The sequence below is a fragment of the Oerskovia jenensis genome, assembly GCF_016907235.1.
GTDB lineage: Bacteria > Actinomycetota > Actinomycetes > Actinomycetales > Cellulomonadaceae > Oerskovia > Oerskovia jenensis.
In genome coordinates this window covers 2,851,101-2,872,220 of record NZ_JAFBBO010000001.1, presented here as the reverse complement: position 1 = coordinate 2,872,220, position 21,120 = coordinate 2,851,101, and the positions used below count along the sequence as shown (strand labels likewise).

Here is a 21,120-nt window from a genome sequence, read left to right as displayed (position 1 = left end):
GTCCCGTCGGTCGCGCCGTGCGGCTAGGCGGGGCCCTGCGCCGCGAGGGCCTCGGCGCCCTCGGCGTAGCGGTCCAGCACGATCGCGGTCAGCCGTGCGTCGGGGGCGAGCGGCGCGGTGACGAGATCGGCGCCGGTCTCGAGGAGACGGTCGTGGAAGAACCCGGGGGCGAGCAGGTAGGCGGCGACGACCACGCGCGGGACCCTCGCTCGTGCCGGTTCGTCGTCGCTGCCCGACGGCGCCGCGTGGGTCTCACCGAGGGGTTCGCCGTCCGCGGTGGTCGCCTCGCCCGTGGCCGCGCTCGCGGCGAGCGTCTCGCGGGCGGCCGCGACGGCGTCGCGCACCGTCGGGGTCGCCATCGCGCCGAACCCGACCGTGACGGGGCCGTCGTGGTGCGCGCGCAGGAACTCGGCGACGGCCTCGACGTCGCGAGCGGCGCCCGCCTTGCTCGACCCGGCCGCGGCCAGGACCACGGCGTCGTGCGGACGGACCCCGGCCTCGGTCAGTCGGTCGGCGAGGATCTCGGCGAGGCGCGGGTCGGGGCCGAGCGCGCGGGCCGCGGTCGCGGGTCCGTGCTCGGGGCCGCGGCCCTCGTGCTCGGGCGAGACGGCCTCGGTGATGTCGACGTTCACGTGGAATCCCGTGGACAGCAGCAGCGGCACGACGACGGCCGCCCCGCCCGGGCGCTCGCCCGCGGCGGGCGGCGCGACGGCCTGCGTGACGACGTCCGCGACCTCGGGCTGCTGGACGTCGACGAACGCCTCGCGCACGTCGAGGTCGGGACGGGTCGCGCGGACGTCGTCGAGGATCGCGCGGATCGCGGCCTGGCCGTCCGCGTTGTTGGTGCCGTGCGAGCAGCCGACGAGCACGGGTCGGCCGACATCCCTCGCGCCGCTGCCCGCGGCGTCGACGGTCGGCGCGCTCCCCTCGGTCGCGTCGGAGGGAAACCCCAGGATCTCCGTGCTCATGCCAGCTCCAGTCGATAGCCACGTTTGACGACGGTCTTGACGAGGGTGCGGTCGCCGACCGCCTCGCGCAGACGGGCGACCGCGACCTCGGCGGCGTGCGGGTCGCGCGAGTCGCCGGGCAGCGCCGCGAGGACCTGGTCCCGCGTCACGACGTCCCCCGCCCGGTTCCCGGCGCGCGCGGCCAGCAGCCGCAGGACCTCGAGGCCCGAGGGCGAGAGCGGCAGGACGCGGCCGTCGAGCACCGCGACGCGCGAGCGGATCTGCAGGTTGCCCGCGACGGTCACGAGCGCGAGCGTCTCGGCGTGCTCGTAGTGCCCGACGAGCGTGCGGACCAGCGCGCCGAGGCGGCCGCGGTCCGGCTGGAGCGTCGGGACGCCGCGGTGCGCGAGCGGTCGGGCCGTGATGGGGCCGACCGCCGCGGCGATCATGGCACCGCTCGCGAAGCGCGCGACGACGGCGTCCCCGACCCCCTCGGACTCGGCCGCCGCGAGCCAGGCCTCGGCGCCCGGGGCCGACGTGAAGACGACCGCGTCGATCTCGCCGGCCGCGGCGGCGTGGACCGACGCGCGCAGCGCCGCCTCGTCGGGCGGCGGCCCCCAGCGGTACACGATGAGGCTCGCGACGTCGGCCCCCGCCTGCGCGAAGACCACGTCGAGACCGTCGGCCCCTGCACCGTGGTGCTGAACTGCGATCCGCAGCCCGTCGACCCCCTCGCCGAGCAGGACGTCCGCGATCTCGCCCGACGTCTCGGACTCGGCGACCCAGTCGGCCTGGAGGCCCGCGGCCTGGATCGCGCCGCGCGCCTTGGGGCCGCGCGCGACCAGGCGGGCCCGGCTCATGACGTCCAGCAGCTCGTCGGCCAGGCCGTGCGCGTCGGCGGCCTCGATCCAGCCCCGGAACCCGATGCCCGTCGTGACGACCACGACGTCGGGCGGGTGCGCGATCAGATCCCGCGTACCCGCGAGCAGAGCCTCGTCGTCCTCGTTGGGCACCATGCTCAGGGCCGGCGCGTGCCGCACCTCGGCGCCCCGGCGGGACAGCGCCGCGGCGAGCTCGGCCGACCGGCGGTCGGCCGTGACGAGGACCGTGCAGCCGGCCATGACCTGGCCCAGCGCGGGACGGTGTCCGCCGGTGGGCTCGCCCGTGACGTCCGTGACGTCCGTGACCTGATCCGTCACAGGGCGGGCTCCGGCACGAGGGCGGACAGGACGGGCAGCGATACCAAGGTGTCCGGGACGAGCAGGCCCTCGGCCGCGACGTCCCCCACGACGACGACCGCGGGCGCCCGGACCCCGACCTCGGCCGCACGACGGACGAGCGTCCCGAGCGTGGCGCGCGTGACCCGTTGGTGCTGCGTGGAACCGGACTCGACCACGGCGACGGGCGTGGCGGCGTCGGCCCCGGCGGTGACCGCCTGGTCCGTGATCTCGCTCAGCATCGACACTCCCATGAGGATCACCAGGGTAGCCGTGCGGTCGCGCACCGCGGCCAGCGCGACCACGCCCAGGGGCTCGTGACCGTTCACGACCAGGAACGCGCCGACCGTCCCGCGATGCGTGAGCGGGATGCCCGCGAGCGCCGGGACGGACAGGGCGCTGCTCACGCCGGGCACGACTTCGACCGGGACGCCCGCGGCCCGGCACGCGAGGACCTCCTCGCCGCCCCGCCCGTAGACGAACGGGTCGCCGCCCTTGAGGCGCACGACCCGTCGTCCGCGGCGGGCCTGCTCGACGAGGATCGCGTTGATCTCGTGCTGCGGGACGGGGTGGTGGCCCGGGGTCTTGCCGACGTCGATGATCTCGACGCCCGCGGGCAGGTCGGCGAGGACCTCGACGGGTCCCAGGCGGTCGGTCACGACGACGTCGGCGCCCGCGAGCGCTCGCCAGGCGCGCAGCGTGAGGAGGTCGGCGGCGCCGGGTCCGCCGCCCACGAGCACCACCGAGCCGCCGGGCACGGTCCCGCCGGTGCCGCCGGTGCTGCCGGTGCTGCCGGTGCTGCCGGTGCTGCCGGTGCTGCCGGTGCTGCCGGTGCTGCCGGTGCCGAGCATGCGGTTGCCGTCCGCCGAGCATGCGGTGGGCGTCCGATCCGGGACGGATCCCGACGACGACCGCATGCTCGGCCCCGAGGCGGCCGTCACGGGGTGGGGCCGGTCGGGGTGGGGCCGGTCGGCACCGCGACGTGCACGACGCCGTCGCGCACCTCGACCGGCCACGTCGCCAGGTCCGGGCCCGCCACGAGCACGGGGAGGAACCCGACGGGGTCGAGGCACTCTCCCGTCTCGAGCGCGAAGACCTGCTTGTACATCGGGGAGGCGACGGTCGGCACCCCACGGCGCGTTCCGACGATGCCGCGCGACATGACGTTCGCGCCGCTGAACGGGTCGAGCTGCTGGACCGCGAGCACGCGGTCGTCGGTCAGGCGGAAGAGCGCGACCTGGTTCCCGTCGACGAGCGCCGCGGCCCCGCGCTCGACCGTGAGGTCCGCGACCCCGCACACGGGCTGCCACACCGGGACGGCCTGTGCGTCCACCACCGCGCCAGCCGGCGCAGCCGTCAGGCCCGGTGCGGCCGTCGTACCCGTCGTGCCCGTCATCTGCGCGCTCATGCCCGTACCTCCAGCGTCGTCCCGGCGATCAGTACCGCGCCCGCGGCGCCCGCACGCTCCGCGGTCGTCGCCGGGCGGGGCTGCCCGCGCTCGGCCACGTACGCGAGGTCCGGGTCCGCCGTCGTGGGCGCGTTGACGAACGACCCGAACCGCCTGAGCTTCTCGGGGTCCTCCAGGACCGCACGCCACTCGTCCTCGTACGCGTCCACGTGGAGCGCCATCGCGGCGTCGAGGTCCGCCGCGATGCCCAGCGAGTCGTCGAGGATCACCGCGCGGATCCCGTCGAGGCCGCCCTCGACCTCGTCGACCCACACCGACGTGCGCTGGAGCCGGTCGGCGGTGCGGACGTAGTACAGGAGGAAGCGGTCGATCGTCCTGATCAGCGCCTCGTCGTCGAGGTCCTCCGCGAGGAGCCGCGCGTGCCGGGGAGTGAAGCCGCCGTTGCCACCCACGTACACGTTCCAGCCCTTGTCGGTCGCGATGACCCCGACGTCCTTGCCGCGCGCCTCGGCGCACTCGCGCGCGCAGCCCGAGACGCCGAGCTTGATCTTGTGCGGCGACCGCAGGCCGCGGTACCGCAGCTCGAGACGCACGGCCATGCCCACCGAGTCCTGCACCCCGAACCGGCACCACGTCGACCCGACGCACGACTTCACGGTCCGCAGCGACTTCCCGTACGCCTGCCCCGACTCCATGCCCGCGTCGACCAGGCGGCGCCAGATCAGCGGGAGCTGCTCGATCCGCGCCCCGAACATGTCGATCCGCTGGCCGCCCGTGATCTTGGTGTAGAGCCCGAAGTCCTTCGCGACCTGCCCGATCACGAGCAACCCCTCGGGCGTGATCTCCCCGCCCGGGATGCGCGGGACCACCGAGTAGGTGCCGTCCTTCTGCATGTTCGCCATGACGTGGTCGTTGGTGTCCTGGAGCGCGGCCTGCTCGCCCGTCAGGATGTGACCGTTGCCCAACGAGGCCAGGATCGACGCCACGACCGGCTTGCAGATGTCGCACCCACGACCGGGACCTGCGGCCGGGAGCCCGGCCGGGGCGACGCCGTCGGGCAGGGCGGGCGCGCCGGGCGTCCCGTCGGGGACGACCTCCGGGACTCGACCGAACCGCGCGATGATCTCGCTGAACGTGTGCAGGTCCGCGACGCGGACCGCGTCGAAGAGCTGCGACCGCGAGAGCTCGAAGTGCTCGCACAGCGCGTTCGAGACCTCGATGCCGGCCTTCTCGAGCTCGGTCGTCGTGAGCTTCTTGACGAGCGGGAGGCACGAACCGCAGCTCGTGCCGGCCTTGGTGCACGACTTGACCGCGGCGACGTCTGTGCACGCGTGCTCGGTCACGGCACCGCGGACCGTCCCCGCGGTGACGTTGTTGCACGAGCAGACCGTGGCGTCGTCGGGCAGCTCGAGCCCCGCCGCGCCGCCGCCCGCGGCGCCCTCGGGCAGGAGGAACGCCCCGGGGTCGCCCGGCAGCTCGCGCCCCAGCATGGGCCGCAGGGCCGCGTACGGCGTCGCGTCGCCCACGAACACGCCACCCAGGAGCGTGCGCGCGTCGTCGGACAGGACGAGCTTCTTGTAGACGCCCGCGACGGGGTCCGCCCAGACGAGCTCCATGGCGCCCTCGGTGCGCGCGAACGCGTCGCCGAAGCTCGCGACGTCCACGCCGCGCAGCTTGAGCCTGGTCGCGGTGTCCGCACCGGGGAACGTCGCCTCGCCCCCCAGCAACCGGTCCACGACGACCTCGGCCATCGCGTACCCCGGGGCCACGAGCCCCAGGCACCTGCCCTCGATGCACGCGACCTCGCCGACCGCCCACACGTGCGGGTCCGGCGTGCGGCACGACAGGTCGACGACCGCTCCCCCGCGCTCGCCGACCGGGAGGCCCGCCGCCCGGGCCAGCTCGTCGCGGGGCCGGACGCCCGTCGCCAGGACGACCACGTCGACGTCGAGCCGCCCGCCGTCCACGAAGTCGAGGCGGCCCACGTGACCCGTGGCGCGCGCGGGCCGCATCTGCTGGGTCGCGGTGCTCACGCGCACCGCGATGCCCCTGTCGTTGATGAGGCGACCGAGCGCCTGCCCACCGCCCAGGTCGATCTGCGCGTCCATGAGGTGCGTCCCGAACTGGACGACGGTCGCCTGGGCGCCGAGCGCCGTGAGCGCTCCCGCGGCCTCGAGCCCCAGGAGCCCGCCGCCGATGACGGCGCCGCGCACCGGGCGGTCGTACGAGGTCCCGGCCCGCTCCTCGCGCTTGGCCTCGACCCACCCGCGCAGGGCCGCGACGTCGTCGATCGTGCGGTACACGAAGACGCCCGGCAGATCGTTGCCCGGGATCGGGGGGCGCGCGGCGTCCGAGCCCGTCGCGAGCACGAGCTCGTCGTAGTCGTGGACCCGGCCCAGGCGGTCGGTGACCTGGCGGGCCTCGCGGTCGATCGAGTCGACGCGGCAGTCGCGGACCAGGCGCACGAGCGGGTCGTCCCACAGCGCCGGGTCGCCGAGGGTGAGCTCCTCGGGGTCGCGCGCCGAGAAGTAGGAGGTGAGCGCGACGCGGTCGTACGGGTAGCGGGGTTCCTCGGCGAAGACGGTGACCCGCCACCCGCCGGCGGTGTCACGGGCGCGCAACGCCTCGACGAGACGCTGGGCGACCATGCCGCCGCCGACGACCACGAGGTGACGGGGAGAGCTCGATGATGCGGTCACGGGGGCTCCTGGGGGGTGCGGTCCGGGTGTCCGGGAAGCGGCTGCTGCTCCGGACACTAGGGACGCGCCGTTTCCGCGCCGCTCCCGCCCCTTTGCCCGGCCGTAACGTTCTTCTCACGCGCGCCGGGGGCGGCGCGTGAGAACGCGCGCGCGGCCTGCCGGCGCCGCCCCGGGAGCCCTGTCAGCGGGGCACGCCGGCGGGTTCGGGGGCCGTGGGATGCGCGGGCGCGGGGCCCTCCTGCTCCGGGTCTGCTCGCCGCAACCAGTCGGCGATCCCGCACACGACGTCCTTGCACCCGCCGCACCCGGTCGTCGCACGCGTCGCGCGTGCGATGTCCGTGGTGCTGCGGGCACCTTCTCGCCAGCTCGCGACGATGTCGCCCTTGGTCACGCCGTTGCAGCTGCAGACCGTGGTCCGGTCGGGCATGTGCGTGGGGTCCGACGCCGGAGCCGCGGCCTGCGCGACGGGTCGCAGCAGGAGGTGGGCCGGGTCCGCGGGCACGGGGACGCGGCGCGTGTAGGTCGCGGCGAGGTCGGCGCCCACCTGCGCGGCTCCGACGACGGTCGCCCCGACGAGGAACCCTCCCGCGACCACGACCTCGACGTGGCGTCCCGCGTCGGGGTCGGTCAGGCGGAGCGTGCGGTGGGTGGGGTCGTGGGGACGCCGCGACCCGCAGACCCCCATCGCGACGACGTCCAGGCCCGCGGCCTTGAGACGCACGACGTCCGTGGGTGCGGGGTTCGGCGCGGGCGGCGCCTCGGTCGGTACGACTCCGGACGACGACCTCGCCGCACCGACACGCGGGTGGTCCCGAGATGCGGCCAGCGGGGGTCCTGCGGCGCCGTGGACCCCAGCTGGCCGTATCTCGCGGGGGCCACGGCTCGGTGGACCCCACGCGCTCCGTTCGACGCCGAGCGCGATCCGCAGCGCCATGCTGGGCCGGTCCTCGTCGACGAACCGGACGCGGGGGCGCGTCCTGGCCCCCTCGGGGTCGGGCCCAGAACGCCCCGACGCGCCCCCCGGTCCCCTCGCGGATATCCGCAGGGCGAGCCGCGCCGCGAGCCGCCGCGACTGCTCCCACCCCTGCGCGATCAGCCCCGTCCCTCCCTCGGGCGGCTGCGCGCAGTCACCGATCGCGTGGACGTCCGGGTCGTCGGGGCTCGCCAGTCCCTGCCCGACGACGACTCCCCGGTCCACCGTCAGGCCCGCGGTCCGGGCGAGGGTCGCCTCGGGCACCGTCCCGCACGCGAGCACGAGCAGGTCGGCCGGGATCTCGTCGGCCGGTCCGGACGGGTCCGCGGCAGGTGGCCCTCCCGTGCCGCCCGCCCCGGGTGCGCCGGTCGCACGAGGTGAGCGTCCGCCGTCGGGCACGAGGACGAGGCCCGCAACCACCGCACCCCCGCCGCCGACGCCGCGCACCACGACCTCGCGCGTGCGCGTCCCGGTGCGCACCGTGATCCCGAGCTCGGCGAGCGTGCGCAGGGCGGCGAGGCCCGCGTCCGGGCCGAGCTGCCGGTCCATGGGGCTCGCGCCACCGTGCACCACGGTCACCGCGAGCCCGCGCCGGGCCAGGCCGCACGCGACCTCGAGCCCCAGGACCCCCGCACCGATCACGACGGCGGAGCGCGCGTTGGCGGTCGCGGCGACGATCTCGCGCGCGTCGTCGAACGTGCGCAGGGCGTGCACCCCGGCCGGCAGCGACCCACCGGGCCCCGCGCGCAGGCCCGGGACGTCCGGGATGCGCGCGGCCGAGCCGGTCGCGAGCACCACGGCGTCGTACGGGAAGGCCCCGTCGCTCGTGAGCACGGTGCGCGAGGCGCGGTCGATCGCGATCGCGGGCGCACCGCGGTGGACCTCGACGCGCTCGTCGTCGGCCGAGGGCAGGGTCAGCGCACCGATGTCGGCCCGGCCCGCGACGACCTCGCTCAGCAGGACACGGTTGTACGGCTCGTACCCCTCGTCGCCGAGCACGGTGACGCGCAGGGCCCGGGCGCGGTGCTCCCGGCCCGGTCCGACGCTCGCGAGCAGGTCAGCCACGAACCGCGACCCGACCATCCCGTCGCCCACGACGACGACCCGGAACAAGGTGTCAGAACCAGCGTGACCCATGGCCCACGCTGGTTCTGACATCTCGGCGGTGTCGGTCACGCGACCACCTCCTCGGAGCGCTCGAGCGCCCGGCCGGCGCCCGCGCCATCGCCATCCGCGCCCGCGCCCGCGCCGCCGTCCAGGTCCGGCTCGACCGCGACCGCGCAGACCTTGAACTCGGGCATCCCGGAGATCGGGTCGGTCGCGTCGGTCGTGATGCGGTTGACGCTGCCCGCGCCGCTCCAGTGGAAGGGCATGAACACCGTGTCGGTGCGGATGTCGTCGCTCCACCGCGCGGGCGCCCGGACGTCGCCCCGAGCCGACGTGAGCCGCACCGGGTCGCCGTCGCGGATTCCCAGACGGAACCCGAGGATCGGGTGCATCTCGACGAACGGACCGGGCACGATCCGGTCGAGGTCGGCGACGCGGCGCGTCTGCGCGCCCGACTGGTAGTGCTGCAGGACGCGACCCGTCACGAGGTAGACCGGGGCGTCGGGCCGCAGGTCGTCGCTGGGGCCGACGTGGTCGACCGCGACCATGCGCGCGCGCCCGTCAGAGGTGTGGAAGCGCTCGAGGAACAGTCGCGGGGTGCCGGGGTGCGCCTCTCCCCCGCCCGGGTTGTCAGAACCAGCGTGGGCCATGGCACTCGCTGGTTCTGACAAGCCAGCGGGCACCGCCGGCACGGGCCAGTAGAGCCCCGGACCGCCCGCGGCCTCGTCGGTGTCGAGCCGCGCGTGACTGAGCCCCGAGTAGTCCGCGACGCCGCCCGCCGAGGCCCGGGCCAGCTCGTCGAACACCTCGGCCGGGTCGAGCGGGAAGGGCACGGCCGAGCCCAGTCTGCGCGCGAGCTCGGCGAAGACCCACAGCTCGGACCGCACGTCTCCCGGCGGCGTCACGGCCTGCCGTCGGCGGATCACGCGCCCCTCGAGCGACGTCATGGTCCCCTCCTCCTCGGCCCACTGCGTCACGGGCAGCACGACGTCGGCGCGCAGCGCGGTCTCGGACGGCACCAGGTCGCACACCACGAGCAGGTCGAGCGCGTCGAGCCGCTCCGCGACGCGCGTCGCGTCCGGGGCGCTGACCAGCACGTTCGACCCGTGCACGAGCAGTGCCCGCGGCCCGCCCGGCGTCCCGAGCGAGCGCAGCAGCTCGACCGCGGGCCTGCCCGGGCCGGGCAGCGAGTCCGGGTCCACACCCCACACCGCAGCGACGTGGGCGCGCGCGGCCGGGTCGTCGATCTTGCGGTAGCCGGGGAGCTGGTCGGCCTTCTGCCCGTGCTCACGCCCGCCCTGCCCGTTGCCCTGCCCGGTGATCGCGCCGTACCCGGACCCGGTCCGGCCGGGCAGGCCCAGCGCGAGCGCGAGGTTGATCGCCGCGGTGACGGTCGCGGTCCCCTGGGTCGACTGCTCGACGCCCCGGCCCGTGAGGACGAACGCCCCGCGCCCGCCGCGCACGGGTGAGGCCGCGGCGAGCAGCCGAGCGACCCGGCGGAGGTCGTCGGCCGGGACGCCGCACACGGTCTCGGCCCGCTCGGGCCACCAGGCCGCGACCGCTCGCCGCACGTCCTCGACCCCGGACACGCGCGCTGCGAGGTACTCGTCGTCGGCGAGGCCCTCGGCCCACACGACGTGCAGGAGCGCGAGCAGCACCACGAGGTCGGTGCCCGGCACGGGCTGCAGTTGGATGCCCTGCGGCGGACCCTCGCGCGGTCCCGTGAGCGCGGCGGTCGCCGTGCGCCGAGGGTCCACGACCACGAGACCGCCGCGCTCACGCACGCCCGCGAGGTGCTGGACCGAGGGCGGCATGGTCTCGGCAAGGTTCGAGCCGAGCAGCAGCACGGCGCCGGCCCCGGCGAGGTCGGCGAGCGGGAACGGCAGACCGCGGTCCGCGCCGAACGCCCGGTTCGCCCCGGCAGCAGCGCTCGCCATGCAGAAGCGCCCGTTGTAGTCGATGTTCGCGGTGCGCAGCACGGTCCGGGCGAGCTTGCCCAGCGCGTACGCCTTCTCGTTGGTGAGCCCCCCGCCGCCGAAGATCGCGACCGCGTCGCGCCCCGATTCGGCCTGGATCGCCGTGATCGCGTCGGCGACCCGGCCGAGCGCCTCGTCCCACGTCGCGGGCCGCAGCTCGCCGCGCGTCACGACGCCCGACGCGTCGACCGTGCGGTCGCGCACGAGCGGGACCGTGAGCCGGTCGCTCGCCGTGAGCAGGCTCGCGCTGGTCCAGCCCTTCTGGCACAGCCCGCCCTTGTTGGTGGGGAACTCGCGCGGTGCGACGACCACGCGAGGTGAGGCTCCGCCGTCGGGCCCACGGTCCTGCGCGGGCGTGAGCGTCATGCCGCACTGCAGCGCGCAGTAGGGGCAGTGCGTGTCCCTGCCCGACGGCGCCGCTCGCCCGGCGCGGTCGGGCACGCCCTGGGCGTGGGCCGGCCGGGCGGCGGCGGCCACGCTCAGACCCCCGCCGAGGCCAGCGACGCACCTCGGCGCTGGTAGACGGCCCACGTCACGACGGCCATGACGGCGTACACGCCGATGAAGATCCACAGCGCCGGGACGAGCGACCCCGCGAGATCGTTCGAGACCGCGAAGCCGCGGGGGATGAGGAACCCGCCGAACGCCCCCACGGCCCCCGCGATCCCGATGCACCCTGCAGCCGCCTTGCGGACCCGGAGGCGGTGGGCGGCGCGCTCGTCGTCGGGCAGGCCCTTCGCCGTTGCCTCCCCCGACGCCGCGAAGACCGCGGGGATCATGCGGTAGGTCGCACCGTTGCCGATGCCCGTCGCGACGAACAGCAGCAGGAACGAGCCGAAGAACGGCCCGAACGAGTGCGACCCGAGCGCCTGGATCGCGCCGAACGCGCCGACGGCCATGACGACGAACGCCGCGATCGTCACACGCGCCCCGCCGACCCTGTCGGCGACGATCCCGCCGAGCGGTCGGGACACCGACCCCACGAGCGCCCCGAGGAACGCGATCGAGAGCGTGACCTCGGGGAACTGGTTCTTGAGCAGCGTCGGGAAGGCGCCCGAGTAGCCGATGAACGACCCGAACGTCCCGATGTAGAGGAACGAGATGATCCACGTGTGCCGGTTGCGGGCAGCCGCGGCGAACGACCGCACGTCGGCCGTGGCGTGCGACAGGTTGTCCATGAAGCGCCACGCGAGGAACGCCGCGAGCAGCACGAACGGGATCATCATGAGCCCCGCTCGCTCCAGGGCGATGCCCGCCCGCGTCACGATCACGAGCGGCACCGCGAGCTGGACCGCTGCGGTCCCGAGGTTGCCGCCCGCGGCATTGAGCCCGAGCGCCTTGCCCTTCTCCTTCTCGGGGTAGAAGAACGAGATGTTGGCCATGGAGGACGCGAAGTTGCCGCCGCCGACCCCGGCGAGCGCCGCGACGAGCAGCATCACGCCGAAGGGCTTCTCCGGGTCCTGCACCACGACCGCGAGCGAGACGGTGGGCACCAGGAGCAGGAGCGCGGACACGATCGTCCAGTTGCGTCCGCCGAACAGCGGCACCGCGAACGTGTACGGGATGCGCAGGGTCGCGCCCACGAGGCTCGGGACGGCGATGAGCCAGAACTGCTGGTCCACGGTGTAGGCGAAGCCCGCCGCGCCGAGCTGCGGCACGACGATCGACCACAGGGCCCACACCGCGAACCCGAGGAACTCGGCGAACACCGAGATCCACAGGTTGCGGGTGGCGACCTGGCGGCCACCGTCGCGCCAGAACGTGGGGTCCTCGGGGTCCCAGTGCTCGATCCAGCGGCCACGGCGACGGGACCGGACCGCGGCGGGTGCCCCTCCGGACGAGGCCGCCGGGGCCTGCGGTGACCCCGACGACGGCGCGAGCGTGGTGGTCGTGACCTGCGGGGTGGGACCTGCGGGGACGGACATGTCGCCTCCTGGTGGGACCGGGGTGGGACCTGGGACCGGGTGAACCGGCACGTCGAGCGACGCCCGACCGGTACCAGCGACCGTAGGAAGAACGTGTTTCTACCGGGCGTGAGGTCCGTTTCCCGTCCGTAAGGGTTTGCGCACACCGCGGCCGGCCCCGCTGTGAGAGCCGCCCCTGCATCGCCCGTGCGGAGCGCAGTGACCGAACCGTCAGGTGATATCCGGGCCGTCCGGCGTTTCATCCTGCCCGAGCCCGACCGACCCGGTTTAGACTCGCGCCAGTCCCTTCGACGGCGGCCGGGCTGGGCGCGCTCCGACCGCTGCACGACGGGGCGAACCGCTGGACCCACGTCCAGGGGTTGAGATTCGAGAAAAGGATCCACGCATGCCGCGACAGAGCACCGCTGCATCCGGAGCGGTCAACCCGCTGCGCGCGCTCGCCGCGCTCGTCCGTCTGACGAGTGCGTCCGCACCGAAGGACGTCGACCACAGCGCGGCCCTGTGCCGGGTGTGCGCCTGGTACCTCGACGAGCCGGGCTGGACGCTCGACGGTCCCACCCACACGATCTGCGACTGCTGCGGGTCCGAGAGCGGTATCGACGACACGACCCCCGAGCGCATCATCGCCTACCGCCGCCGCTGGACCCGCGGCGGCCACGTCTGGTTCGACCCGACGCGCCGGCCCGCGGGCTGGTCCTACGACGACGGCCTGCCGTCGGACACGCAGGACCGCTGGAGCGCCGCGCGTCACTGACGTCTCCCCGCACCACCTGCCACGCCCGGCCGCTCCCGGCCGCCGTGAGGTCCTACCCCTGGCCGGGTGCTCCCCACGTCCCTCCGCCAGGGGGCGGGGCACAGGGGCCGGGGGCGACGAGCGCCGCGATCTCGGCCCGCACCGCCACGCCGTCGCCTGTCCTCATGACGGTGTAGACGACTCCTTCGTGCGAGCTCGACGCAGGCGCGTTGCCGACCATCGCGGAGTCGACCGGCGGATCGTCGGGCACGGGCGCCCAGGCTGTCGTGACGAGGTCCGCGGTCGGGTTCTCCCTCAGCCAGTTGGCCGTCTCGCTGACGGTCGCACCAGGGATCTTCCAGAACGCCTCGAGCTCTTCGACCGGCCCGCAGGACCAGCCGGTGAAGGAGGTGAAGGTGGCGACGCTGGAGTCGGATCGGATCGCTCCGGGCGGCACGACCGCCGCGTCCAGCCAGGCCTGGGCCCGCTCGCGTGCTGCTGCACCGTTGGCCCCCGGTGCGGAGGTCGCCTCACCGCTCGACGTGACGGCGACGGGGCCCGGGGTCGCCGGCCCGCCGTCGCCGTCGTCACCGGCGGCGGGGACGGAGACGGGGGCGGGGGCGGAGGCGGGGGCGGCACAGCCGGTCACCGAGAGGGTCACGAACAACGCACCGATCACCAGGCCTGAGCGACTTCGCATGCGCACACCCTAGCGGCGAGGGGACTGCCCGATCGCACACCGATCATCGTGCATCCGCTGAGGCGTCGGCGGTCTCTCCGCAGCGCCCGGCGGGGCCGTCAGCCCCAGACGAGCGCCTGGGCCGGGTCCTCGAGGATCTTCGCGACGTCGCTGAGCACGTAGGCGCCCAGCGCGCCGTCGACCAGGCGGTGGTCGAAGCTCAGCGCGAGCTGCGTGACCCAGCGCTTCTTGATCTTGCCCTTGTGGACCCAGGGCTGCTCGCGGATCGCGCCGAACGCGAGGATCGCGGCCTCTCCCGGGTTGAGGATCGGGGTGCCCGTGTCGATCCCGAACACGCCCACGTTGGTGATCGTGATGGTCCCGTCCGACATGTCGGCGGGCGACGTGCGGCCCGCGCGGGCCGTGGCCGTGAGGTCGGAGAGCCCTTGGGCGAGACCCTTGAGGTCGAGGCGGTGCGCGTCCTTGATGTTCGGCACGACGAGCCCGCGGGGCGTCGCGGCCGCGATCCCCAGGTTCACGTAGTGCTTGTAGACGATCTCCTGCGCGGCCTCGTCCCAGCTCGCGTTGATGTCGGGGTGGCGGCGCACCGCGAGCAGCAGCGCGCGGGCCGTGATGAGCAGGGGTGTGACGCGCACGTCCTTGAACTCGCGGTCCTCGCGGAGCCTCGCGACGAGCTTCATGGTCTTGGTGACGTCGACCGTGTGGAACTCGGTCACGTGCGGGGCCGTGAACGCGCTCTGCACCATGGCCTCGGCCGTGCGCTTGCGCACGGACTTCACGGGCACGCGGGTCTGGCGTCCGTCGGGGGTCACGGACGAGCCGGTGCCCGCGTCGTTGAGCCAGGGCGAGTCGTCGCCCGCGTAGGTCGCGAGCGTGCGCGGCTCGGAGCGCGCGTTGTAGGCGAGCACGTCCTCGCGCGTGATGATCCCGCCGGGCCCGGTCGCGGGCACGGACGCGAGCTCGACCCCCAGGTCGCGCGCGAGCTTGCGCACGGGGGGCTTGGCGAGGACGGTCCGTCCGGCGGTCGCGGCGGAGACCAGGGCACGGATGGGTCCCGACGGCGCCGGTCGCGCCGGCTGCGCGGGTGCGGCGGCGGCCGGGGTCACCCGAGCGGGGGGCGCGGCGACGGGAGCGGGACGCTCCGCCGTCGGGCCGGGAGCAGACGTGCCGCGGCGCGGGCGACGCGCGCTCGCCTGCTCGGCGACGCCGTAGCCGACCAGGACCGCGCCGCTGCCCTCGGCAGCGGGGGCTTCCGCCGCGGGGGCGGCAGGGGCCGACGGCTCGCCCGTCGGGTCGGTGTCGACCACGATGATCGGCACACCCACCTCGACCGTGTCCCCCTCGGCCGCGAGGAGCTCGGTCACCACGCCCGTGTACGGCGAGGGGAGCTCGACGAGCGACTTGGCCGTCTCGATCTCGACGATCGTCTGGTTGACCGTGACCTCGTCACCCACGGAGACGTGCCACTGCACGATCTCCGCCTCGGTGAGTCCCTCGCCGGCGTCGGGGAGCTTGAACTGCTCGAAGGTGGGCACTGCTGCTCCTCGTGTGAACTGGTCTACGGGTCGGAAGATCGGGTGCGGCGCGGGGCCGTCAGAACGCCAGGGCGCGGTCGACGGCGTCGAGCACCCGGTCGAGGCTCGGCAGGTACTCGTGCTCGAGCTTCGCGACGGGGTACGGCGTGTGGAACCCGCCCACGCGCAGCACGGGCGACTCGAGCTCGTAGAAGCACTCCTCGGTCACGCGGGCCGCGATCTCGGCGCCCGAGCCGAGGAACGTCGCGGCCTCGTGCACGACGACGCAGCGCCCGGTCTTGCGCACCGACGCGACGACGGTCGCGGTGTCGAGCGGGGAGATGGTGCGCAGGTCCACGACCTCGATCGACCGGCCCTCGGCCGCTGCCGCGGCGGCGACCTTGAGCGCGGTCGGCACCGTGGGGCCGTACGCCACGAGCGTGAGGTCCGTGCCCTCGCGCACCACGACCGCGGAGTTGAGGGTCGAGTCGCCGACGGGAGCGTCGAGCACGACGTCGCCCTTGTCCCAGTAGCGGCCCTTGGGCTCGAAGAACAGCACGGGGTCCGGGGACGCGATGGCCTCGCGGATCATGGTGTACGCGTCCTGCGGCGTCGACGGCGAGACGACGCGCAGCCCGGGGGTGTGCGCGAACAGGGCCTCGGGGCTCTCGCTGTGGTGCTCGACCGCGCCGATCCCGCCGCCGAACGGCACGCGGATGACCACGGGCAGGTTCAGGCGACCGCGCGAGCGGTAGTGCATCTTGGCGAGCTGCGTCGTGATCTGGTCGTAGGCCGGGAAGATGAACCCGTCGAACTGGATCTCGCACACGGGCCGGTAGCCGCGCAGCGCCAGGCCGATCGCGGTCCCCACGATGCCGGACTCGGCGAGCGGCGTGTCCACCACGCGGTCCTCGCCGAAGCTCGCCTGGAGCCCGTCGGTCACGCGGAAGACGCCGCCCAGCTTGCCGATGTCCTCACCCATGAGCAGAACCTTCGGGTCGCCCGCGAGCGAGGCGCGCATGCCCTCGTTGATGGCCTTGCCCAGCGTGAGGCGGGCCGTGCCGGTCGCCGTGGCCGGTGCGGTGGTGGTCGGCGCGCTCATCGTGCTCCTCCGTGCTGGTCGTGCGTCCTCGAGGCTCCCTCGTCCGTGAAGGACGCCTCGTACTCCTCGAACCACCGGCGCTCGGCCGTGACGACCGCGTGCTCGGTCGCGTAGACGTGCTCGAACATCGACTCGGTCGACGGACGGCCCAGCCCACGGACGAACGTCCGCAGACGCTCGCCGAGCGCGTCGCCCTCGGCCTCGAGGTCCGCGGCCCACTGCTCGTCCCACGCCCCCTCGGCCTCCAGCAGGAGGCGCAGGCGGTCGATCGGGTCCCGACGGCGCCACAGCTCCTCCTGCTCGGAGGTGCGGTAGCGCGTGGGGTCGTCCGAGGTGGTGTGGGCGCCCATGCGGTACGTGTACGCCTCGATGAACGTGGGGCCGCCCCCCGCGTGCGCGCGCTCGAGCGCCTCGGCCGTCGCGGCGTAGCACGCGAGGACGTCGTTGCCGTCGACCCGCAGGCTCGGGATGCCGAAGCCGTGCGCTCGCTGGTGGATGGGGATGCGCGACTGCTTGGTCGTGGGCTCGGAGATGGCCCACTGGTTGTTCTGGCAGAAGAACACGACCGGGGACTCGTTGACCGCGGCGAAGACGAGGGCCTCGCTCACGTCGCCCTGGGACGTGGCACCGTCGCCGAAGTACGTCACGACCGCGGTGTCCTTGGCCGGGTCCCCCGTGCCGACGAGCCCGTCGCGCTGGACGCCCATCGCGTAGCCCGTCGCGTGCAGGGTGTGCGAGCCGATCACGAGCGTGTAGAGGTGGAAGTTGTGCGCGTCCGGGTCCCAGCCGCCGTGGTCGATGCCGCGGAACTGGCGCAGGATGTCGGCGACGTCGACACCGCGCGTCCAGGCGACGCCGTGCTCACGGTAGGACGGGAAGACGTAGTCCTGCGGGGCCAGCGCGCGGCCCGAGCCGATCTGCGCCGCCTCCTGGCCGAGCGCCTGGGGGAAGAGTCCCAGCTCGCCCTGCCGCTGCAGCGACGTGGACTCGTCGTCGAAGCGGCGGGTCAGCACCATGTCGCGGTACAGGCCGCGCAGGGCGTCCGCGTCGAGGTGGGCCACGCGCTCGCGGTAGGCCGCGTTCTCCGGGGTCTCGACCCGCACCCCGGCCGGGGTCAGGAGCTGGAGGAGGTCCGCGTCGACGGGGAGCGTCGCCCCGGTGTCCGTCGTGCCGGAGTCCGTCGAGGCCGCCAGGGGACCGCCGGCAGGCTCGGCTGCGAGGTCGGCCGCGGGGGCCGTGTGCTGCTGGTTCACGCGTTCTCCTTCGGTGCGGCCCGAGGCGTGAGCCCGGGTCGCTCGGGGGCGGTCCTCGGCCGTTCCCGACCGAACCTACGACACCGTAGCTTACGCAAGCGTAGGCTACGAGCACGCAGCCTCCTGCGCCATTGGAGGACAAACCTTTCCCGCCCGTCTTTGGAGGTTCCCTCCAACAGGGCGTCCACGTCCCGCCACGAACCAGGGCGTCAGGGGCAGAACGGTTGGCGCAACCCGTCAGAACGTGCGCACCGACTCAGGCCCCCCGCGCCCCTCCGCACCGCGAGACCCGGGGGTCCCCCGGCGAGCTCTAGCCGGTATACCCCCCACGCACACGCAGGGCGTCCCGCTCCCGGGTCACGGGCCACGTCGAGAACGCGAACACCAGGAACATCACGACGTTGAGCAACGGCACGATCCCCACCAGGACCCACCACCCCGAGTACCCGGCCTTGCGGATGATCTGGATGTAGGCGATCAGGAAGATGATCGCGACGGCCGCCCAGACGATCAGCGCCGCCGTGCCGAAGAGCCAGCCGTAGTCGTCCTGGAGCTGGTCGTACGAAGGAGTGTCCATACCGGGAGTCTTCTCCCGGTGGCCCCCTCCGGCAACAGGTACCGGCGGCCCTACCGCCAGCCGGCCGCGACCCGCAGGAACGACTCGGTCGCCTCCTCCTCGCCCACGCTCACCCGGATGCCCTCGCCCGCGAACGGACGCACGAGCAGACCCGCCGCCGACGCGCCCGCGGCGAGCTCCGCCGTCGGGCCGCCGAGCGGGAACCACACGAAGTTCGCCTGCGTCTCCGGCAGCTCCCAGCCCTGGTCGCGCAGCCCCTCGACCAGCCGCTCGCGCCGCGAGACCAGGTGCTCGACGCGCTCGAGCAGCTCGTCCTTGACCGACAGGGCCGCGAGCGCCGCGCGCTGGGCCACGTGCGAGACGCCGAACGGCGTCGAGACCGCACGGATGCCCGCCGCGAGCGCGGGCTCGGCGACCGCGTAGCCGACCCGCAGCCCGGCCAGGCCGTACGCCTTGGACAGCGTGCGCAGCAGCACCACGTTGCGGTGCGCCGCGAGGACCGCGAGACCGTCGGGCGCCTGCGGGTCGCGCACGAACTCCAGGTAGGCCTCGTCGAGGACCACCAGGACGTCGGTCGGGACCGCCGCGAGGAACGCGTCGAGCTCGCCCGCGTGCACCACGGGGCCCGTCGGGTTGTTGGGCGTGCAGACCAGGACGACACGGGTGCGGTCGCTGATCGCGGCGGCCATCGCGGGCAGGTCGAGGCGACCGTCCCGGGTCACCGGGACACGCACCGAGGTGCCGCCCGCGACCGCGACCGCGATCGGGTACGCCTCGAACGAGCGCCACGGGTAGACGACCTCGTCCCCCGCGTCCACGACGGCCGACAGGATGTGCGCGAGCACGGCCACCGAGCCGTTGCCCACGACGACCTGCGCCGCGTCCACGCCCAGGTCGGTCGCGAGGGCCTCGGTCAGATCCGTCGCGTACATGTCCGGGTACCGGTTGGTGTCCGCGGCCGCGTCGACGATCGCCGCGACGACCGCCGCGGGCGGCGGGTACGGGTTCTCGTTGGACGACAGCTTGAACGCGCTCGACCCGGGTGCGAGACGCGCGCCCGGCACGTAGGCCGGCAGGGCGGCGACGGCGGGGCGCAGCGGGACGGAGGGGGCCTGGGGGGCGAGGTCGGTCACGCCCTCCAGGATGCCACCGTCCCCCGCCGCCCGACGGCGTCGCTCACCTCGCGGGCCGTCGCCCCGCCGGCCGGAGCGCCGTGGGCGGACATCTCGCGGGCTGCCCGCGCACCATCCACCCGTTCCCGGCGTGGCCCGGCGCCCTGACGGACGGGGATGGCAGGATGGCACGCATGAGCTTCGTCATCCGCGTCATCGTCACCGGCATCGCGATCTGGCTCACGAGCCTGTTCATCGACGACCACTTCTCGATCGTCGGCTCCGACACCGTCGGTGGCCAGATCGTGATCGTCCTGGCCGTGGCCCTGATCTACTCGCTGGTCAACGCGATCATCAAGCCGATCGTGGCGATCATCTCGATCCCGCTGTACATCCTCACGCTGGGCCTGTTCACGCTCGTCGTGAACGCCCTCATGCTGATGCTCACGGCGTGGATCACCGAGCAGACCGACTGGGGCATCCGCATCGAGGGCGGGTTCTGGTGGGCGCTGCTCGCCGCGCTCATCATCGGCGTGCTGAACTTCCTCATCTCCGCGGTCGTCGCGCCCAAGTCACGCGTCTGACGCGCGAGGGCCGGAATCGGGGGCCGGGGGCTTCTGCACGTCCCCGCGGCGCCGCTAGGGTGCGTGCATGCGAACCGCCCCACTGGTGATCGGCGCCGTACTCGTCGCGCTCTCCCTGACCGGCTGTGCGACCGCCGGCGACGGGGTGACAGCCCCCGGCTCGGCCGGTCCCCGGTCGAGCGGCGAACCGACGACCGGCACGCCCGGCACGGACGACTCGGGCGGCACGTCCGGCCCCGTCGACGCGGCAGCACGCGAGCGCGCCCAGGGCTGGCTGGACGCGGCCTCCCTCCCGCCCGGAGCGATCCCTGCCGAACCGGGCGACGCGGCCTTCTCCTCCTACACGGGCTGGCCCTGCGGGCCGGTCGAGGAGCTCGAAGCGTTCTGGTCGATCCCCGGCGCCACCGTCAACGAGACGGCAAACTGGCTGCAGCAGAACCCGACGGCGGACCTCCTCTCGACCGCGCTGGCCCCCGTCCCTGACGAGCCGCTCGTCGACTCGGCCCACGTCGGCTACGTCCCCGCGCCGGACTCGCACGAGGGCATCGTCTACACCGTCATGCGGACGCTCGACGGCGTCGCGGTGCGCGCCGAGATCGCGGCTCTCACGGAGTCTGCGGAGTGCCCGGCGCTCCCTGACGGAGGGACGCGGGGCGCGCCCGGCCAGGGCTGACCCTTCGCACCTCACCCCGTGTCTCTGGGCGCCCCGTGACTCCTGGGCACCCGCCTCCTGGGCGCCGTGGCGTTGGGTGCGTCCCGGGGTCCCTGGGTCCCGGGGTCCCTGGGTCCGGGGTCCCGGGGCACACCTCACGACCGATCCATCCGCACGAGGAGAGCACCATGGGCACCTGGAGCAGCTCGACGACCGGCCTGGTGACGCTGCCCGACGGGCGCCGGTTCCGCGGGCGTGGGCTCGCTGCCGGGCCTCCACCGGACGACGACCTGCCCGAGCTCGGCGTCTACCTGACCGGCGCCCCGCACCGTGAGGCGTGGGAGTCGCGGTGGGTCGCGTGGCCCGACTTCGGCCTGCCGCGCTCGACGTCCGAGGCGGTCGCGGCGCTCCACGAGGCCTTCGAGCGCGCGGCGTCGGAGCGCGTCGAGATCGCGTGCGACGGCGGGACGGGGCGCACCGGCACGTCGATCGCACTCCTCGCGAGGCTGGCCGGGGTCCCGGCCGACGAGGCCGTCGGCTGGGTGCGCGCCCACTACCGCCCGCGAGCCGTCGAGACCCCGGGGCAGCGGCGTCTCGTCGCGCGCATCGACCTGACGCCCCCGCTCGCCGGACCGACGTAG

General features: G+C 74.4%; 18 protein-coding genes. 4 read left to right on the top strand and 14 right to left on the bottom strand.

Going from position 1 to position 21,120, the window contains the following annotated elements:
- Window positions 1-23 precede the first annotated feature (23 nt).
- From JOD49_RS12910 to JOD49_RS12875, 8 genes are all read right to left on the bottom strand, one after another.
- Entirely contained in the window at window positions 24-968 is a 945-nt protein-coding gene (locus JOD49_RS12910) for a sirohydrochlorin chelatase (RefSeq protein ID WP_205307534.1), read from the bottom strand.
- A complete protein-coding gene (locus JOD49_RS12905) occupies window positions 965-2,068 on the bottom strand; it encodes a uroporphyrinogen-III synthase (protein WP_205308973.1) in 1,104 nt (367 codons plus the stop codon). The genes JOD49_RS12910 and JOD49_RS12905 overlap by 4 nt, the downstream gene beginning before the upstream one ends.
- A gap of 74 nt (window positions 2,069-2,142) precedes the next feature.
- Window positions 2,143-3,015, bottom strand: a complete 873-nt coding sequence (gene cobA / locus JOD49_RS12900) for a uroporphyrinogen-III C-methyltransferase (RefSeq protein WP_239525211.1) — start codon at window positions 3,013-3,015, stop codon at window positions 2,143-2,145.
- 86 nt (window positions 3,016-3,101) lie between these two features.
- Window positions 3,102-3,572 (bottom strand): nitrite reductase small subunit NirD, encoded by a 471-nt coding sequence (gene nirD / locus JOD49_RS12895; protein WP_239525210.1) that lies wholly within the window; start codon window positions 3,570-3,572, stop codon window positions 3,102-3,104.
- On the bottom strand, window positions 3,569-6,220 hold the full coding sequence (locus JOD49_RS12890) for an FAD-dependent oxidoreductase (RefSeq protein WP_205308971.1): 2,652 nt from the start codon (window positions 6,218-6,220) through the stop codon (window positions 3,569-3,571). The genes nirD and JOD49_RS12890 overlap by 4 nt, the downstream gene beginning before the upstream one ends.
- Before the next feature lie 232 nt (window positions 6,221-6,452).
- On the bottom strand, window positions 6,453-8,420 hold the full coding sequence (locus tag JOD49_RS12885; RefSeq protein ID WP_307822528.1) for an FAD-dependent oxidoreductase: 1,968 nt from the start codon (window positions 8,418-8,420) through the stop codon (window positions 6,453-6,455).
- The gene (locus JOD49_RS12880) at window positions 8,417-10,693 is read right to left on the bottom strand and encodes a molybdopterin oxidoreductase family protein (protein WP_205308969.1); all 2,277 of its coding nucleotides are present in this window, start codon (window positions 10,691-10,693) and stop codon (window positions 8,417-8,419) included. The genes JOD49_RS12885 and JOD49_RS12880 overlap by 4 nt, the downstream gene beginning before the upstream one ends.
- Before the next feature lie 113 nt (window positions 10,694-10,806).
- The gene (locus JOD49_RS12875) at window positions 10,807-12,252 is read right to left on the bottom strand and encodes an MFS transporter (protein WP_205307532.1); all 1,446 of its coding nucleotides are present in this window, start codon (window positions 12,250-12,252) and stop codon (window positions 10,807-10,809) included.
- Window positions 12,253-12,637: 385 nt separating this feature from the next.
- Between JOD49_RS12875 and JOD49_RS12870 the strand changes: the two genes are divergently transcribed.
- A complete protein-coding gene (locus JOD49_RS12870; RefSeq protein WP_205307531.1) occupies window positions 12,638-13,006 on the top strand; it encodes a hypothetical protein in 369 nt (122 codons plus the stop codon).
- 52 nt (window positions 13,007-13,058) lie between these two features.
- Here the strand turns inward: JOD49_RS12870 and JOD49_RS20565 are convergent, their stop codons facing one another.
- From JOD49_RS20565 to hisC, 6 genes are all read right to left on the bottom strand, one after another.
- Complete coding sequence (locus JOD49_RS20565; protein WP_205307530.1) at window positions 13,059-13,685, bottom strand: hypothetical protein; 627 nt, start codon at window positions 13,683-13,685, stop codon at window positions 13,059-13,061.
- A gap of 98 nt (window positions 13,686-13,783) precedes the next feature.
- Window positions 13,784-15,220, bottom strand: coding sequence for a dihydrolipoamide acetyltransferase family protein (locus tag JOD49_RS12860; protein WP_205307529.1), 1,437 nt, complete (start codon window positions 15,218-15,220; stop codon window positions 13,784-13,786).
- Between the two features lie 58 nt (window positions 15,221-15,278).
- Window positions 15,279-16,301, bottom strand: a complete 1,023-nt coding sequence (locus JOD49_RS12855) for an alpha-ketoacid dehydrogenase subunit beta (RefSeq protein WP_205307528.1) — start codon at window positions 16,299-16,301, stop codon at window positions 15,279-15,281.
- Entirely contained in the window at window positions 16,298-17,494 is a 1,197-nt protein-coding gene (gene pdhA / locus JOD49_RS12850) for a pyruvate dehydrogenase (acetyl-transferring) E1 component subunit alpha (RefSeq protein WP_205308968.1), read from the bottom strand. The genes JOD49_RS12855 and pdhA overlap by 4 nt, the downstream gene beginning before the upstream one ends.
- Window positions 17,495-17,864: 370 nt before the next feature.
- Window positions 17,865-18,131 carry a DUF805 domain-containing protein gene (locus JOD49_RS12845; protein ID WP_205307527.1) on the bottom strand — a complete coding sequence of 89 codons (267 nt, stop codon included), beginning with the start codon at window positions 18,129-18,131 and terminating at the stop codon, window positions 17,865-17,867.
- A gap of 50 nt (window positions 18,132-18,181) precedes the next feature.
- Window positions 18,182-19,264 (bottom strand): histidinol-phosphate transaminase, encoded by a 1,083-nt coding sequence (gene hisC / locus JOD49_RS12840; protein WP_205307526.1) that lies wholly within the window; start codon window positions 19,262-19,264, stop codon window positions 18,182-18,184.
- Between the two features lie 173 nt (window positions 19,265-19,437).
- Here hisC and JOD49_RS12835 point away from each other — a divergent pair, with 173 nt between their 5' ends.
- From JOD49_RS12835 to JOD49_RS12825, 3 genes are all read left to right on the top strand, one after another.
- Window positions 19,438-19,827 (top strand): phage holin family protein, encoded by a 390-nt coding sequence (locus JOD49_RS12835; RefSeq protein WP_205307525.1) that lies wholly within the window; start codon window positions 19,438-19,440, stop codon window positions 19,825-19,827.
- A 67-nt stretch (window positions 19,828-19,894) separates the two neighbouring features.
- Complete coding sequence (locus tag JOD49_RS12830) at window positions 19,895-20,500, top strand: hypothetical protein (RefSeq protein WP_205307524.1); 606 nt, start codon at window positions 19,895-19,897, stop codon at window positions 20,498-20,500.
- Window positions 20,501-20,667: 167 nt separating this feature from the next.
- On the top strand, window positions 20,668-21,120 hold the full coding sequence (locus tag JOD49_RS12825; protein ID WP_205307523.1) for a protein-tyrosine phosphatase family protein: 453 nt from the start codon (window positions 20,668-20,670) through the stop codon (window positions 21,118-21,120).

What these genes read in the sequence shown, in the direction of transcription:
- JOD49_RS12910 (WP_205307534.1), bottom strand. Translation starts at nt 968, where the DNA reads ATGAGCACGGAGATCCTGGGGTTTCCCTCCGACGCGACCGAGGGGAGC.
- JOD49_RS12905 (WP_205308973.1), bottom strand. Translation starts at nt 2,068, where the DNA reads ATGGCCGGCTGCACGGTCCTCGTCACGGCCGACCGCCGGTCGGCCGAG.
- cobA (WP_239525211.1), bottom strand. Translation starts at nt 3,015, where the DNA reads ATGCTCGGCACCGGCAGCACCGGCAGCACCGGCAGCACCGGCAGCACC.
- nirD (WP_239525210.1), bottom strand. Translation starts at nt 3,572, where the DNA reads ATGAGCGCGCAGATGACGGGCACGACGGGTACGACGGCCGCACCGGGC.
- JOD49_RS12890 (WP_205308971.1), bottom strand. Translation starts at nt 6,220, where the DNA reads ATGGTCGCCCAGCGTCTCGTCGAGGCGTTGCGCGCCCGTGACACCGCC.
- JOD49_RS12880 (WP_205308969.1), bottom strand. Translation starts at nt 10,693, where the DNA reads ATGACGCTCACGCCCGCGCAGGACCGTGGGCCCGACGGCGGAGCCTCA.
- JOD49_RS12875 (WP_205307532.1), bottom strand. Translation starts at nt 12,252, where the DNA reads ATGTCCGTCCCCGCAGGTCCCACCCCGCAGGTCACGACCACCACGCTC.
- JOD49_RS12870 (WP_205307531.1), top strand. Translation starts at nt 12,638, where the DNA reads ATGCCGCGACAGAGCACCGCTGCATCCGGAGCGGTCAACCCGCTGCGC.
- JOD49_RS20565 (WP_205307530.1), bottom strand. Translation starts at nt 13,685, where the DNA reads ATGCGAAGTCGCTCAGGCCTGGTGATCGGTGCGTTGTTCGTGACCCTC.
- JOD49_RS12855 (WP_205307528.1), bottom strand. Translation starts at nt 16,301, where the DNA reads ATGAGCGCGCCGACCACCACCGCACCGGCCACGGCGACCGGCACGGCC.
- JOD49_RS12845 (WP_205307527.1), bottom strand. Translation starts at nt 18,131, where the DNA reads ATGGACACTCCTTCGTACGACCAGCTCCAGGACGACTACGGCTGGCTC.
- JOD49_RS12835 (WP_205307525.1), top strand. Translation starts at nt 19,438, where the DNA reads ATGAGCTTCGTCATCCGCGTCATCGTCACCGGCATCGCGATCTGGCTC.
- JOD49_RS12830 (WP_205307524.1), top strand. Translation starts at nt 19,895, where the DNA reads ATGCGAACCGCCCCACTGGTGATCGGCGCCGTACTCGTCGCGCTCTCC.
- JOD49_RS12825 (WP_205307523.1), top strand. Translation starts at nt 20,668, where the DNA reads ATGGGCACCTGGAGCAGCTCGACGACCGGCCTGGTGACGCTGCCCGAC.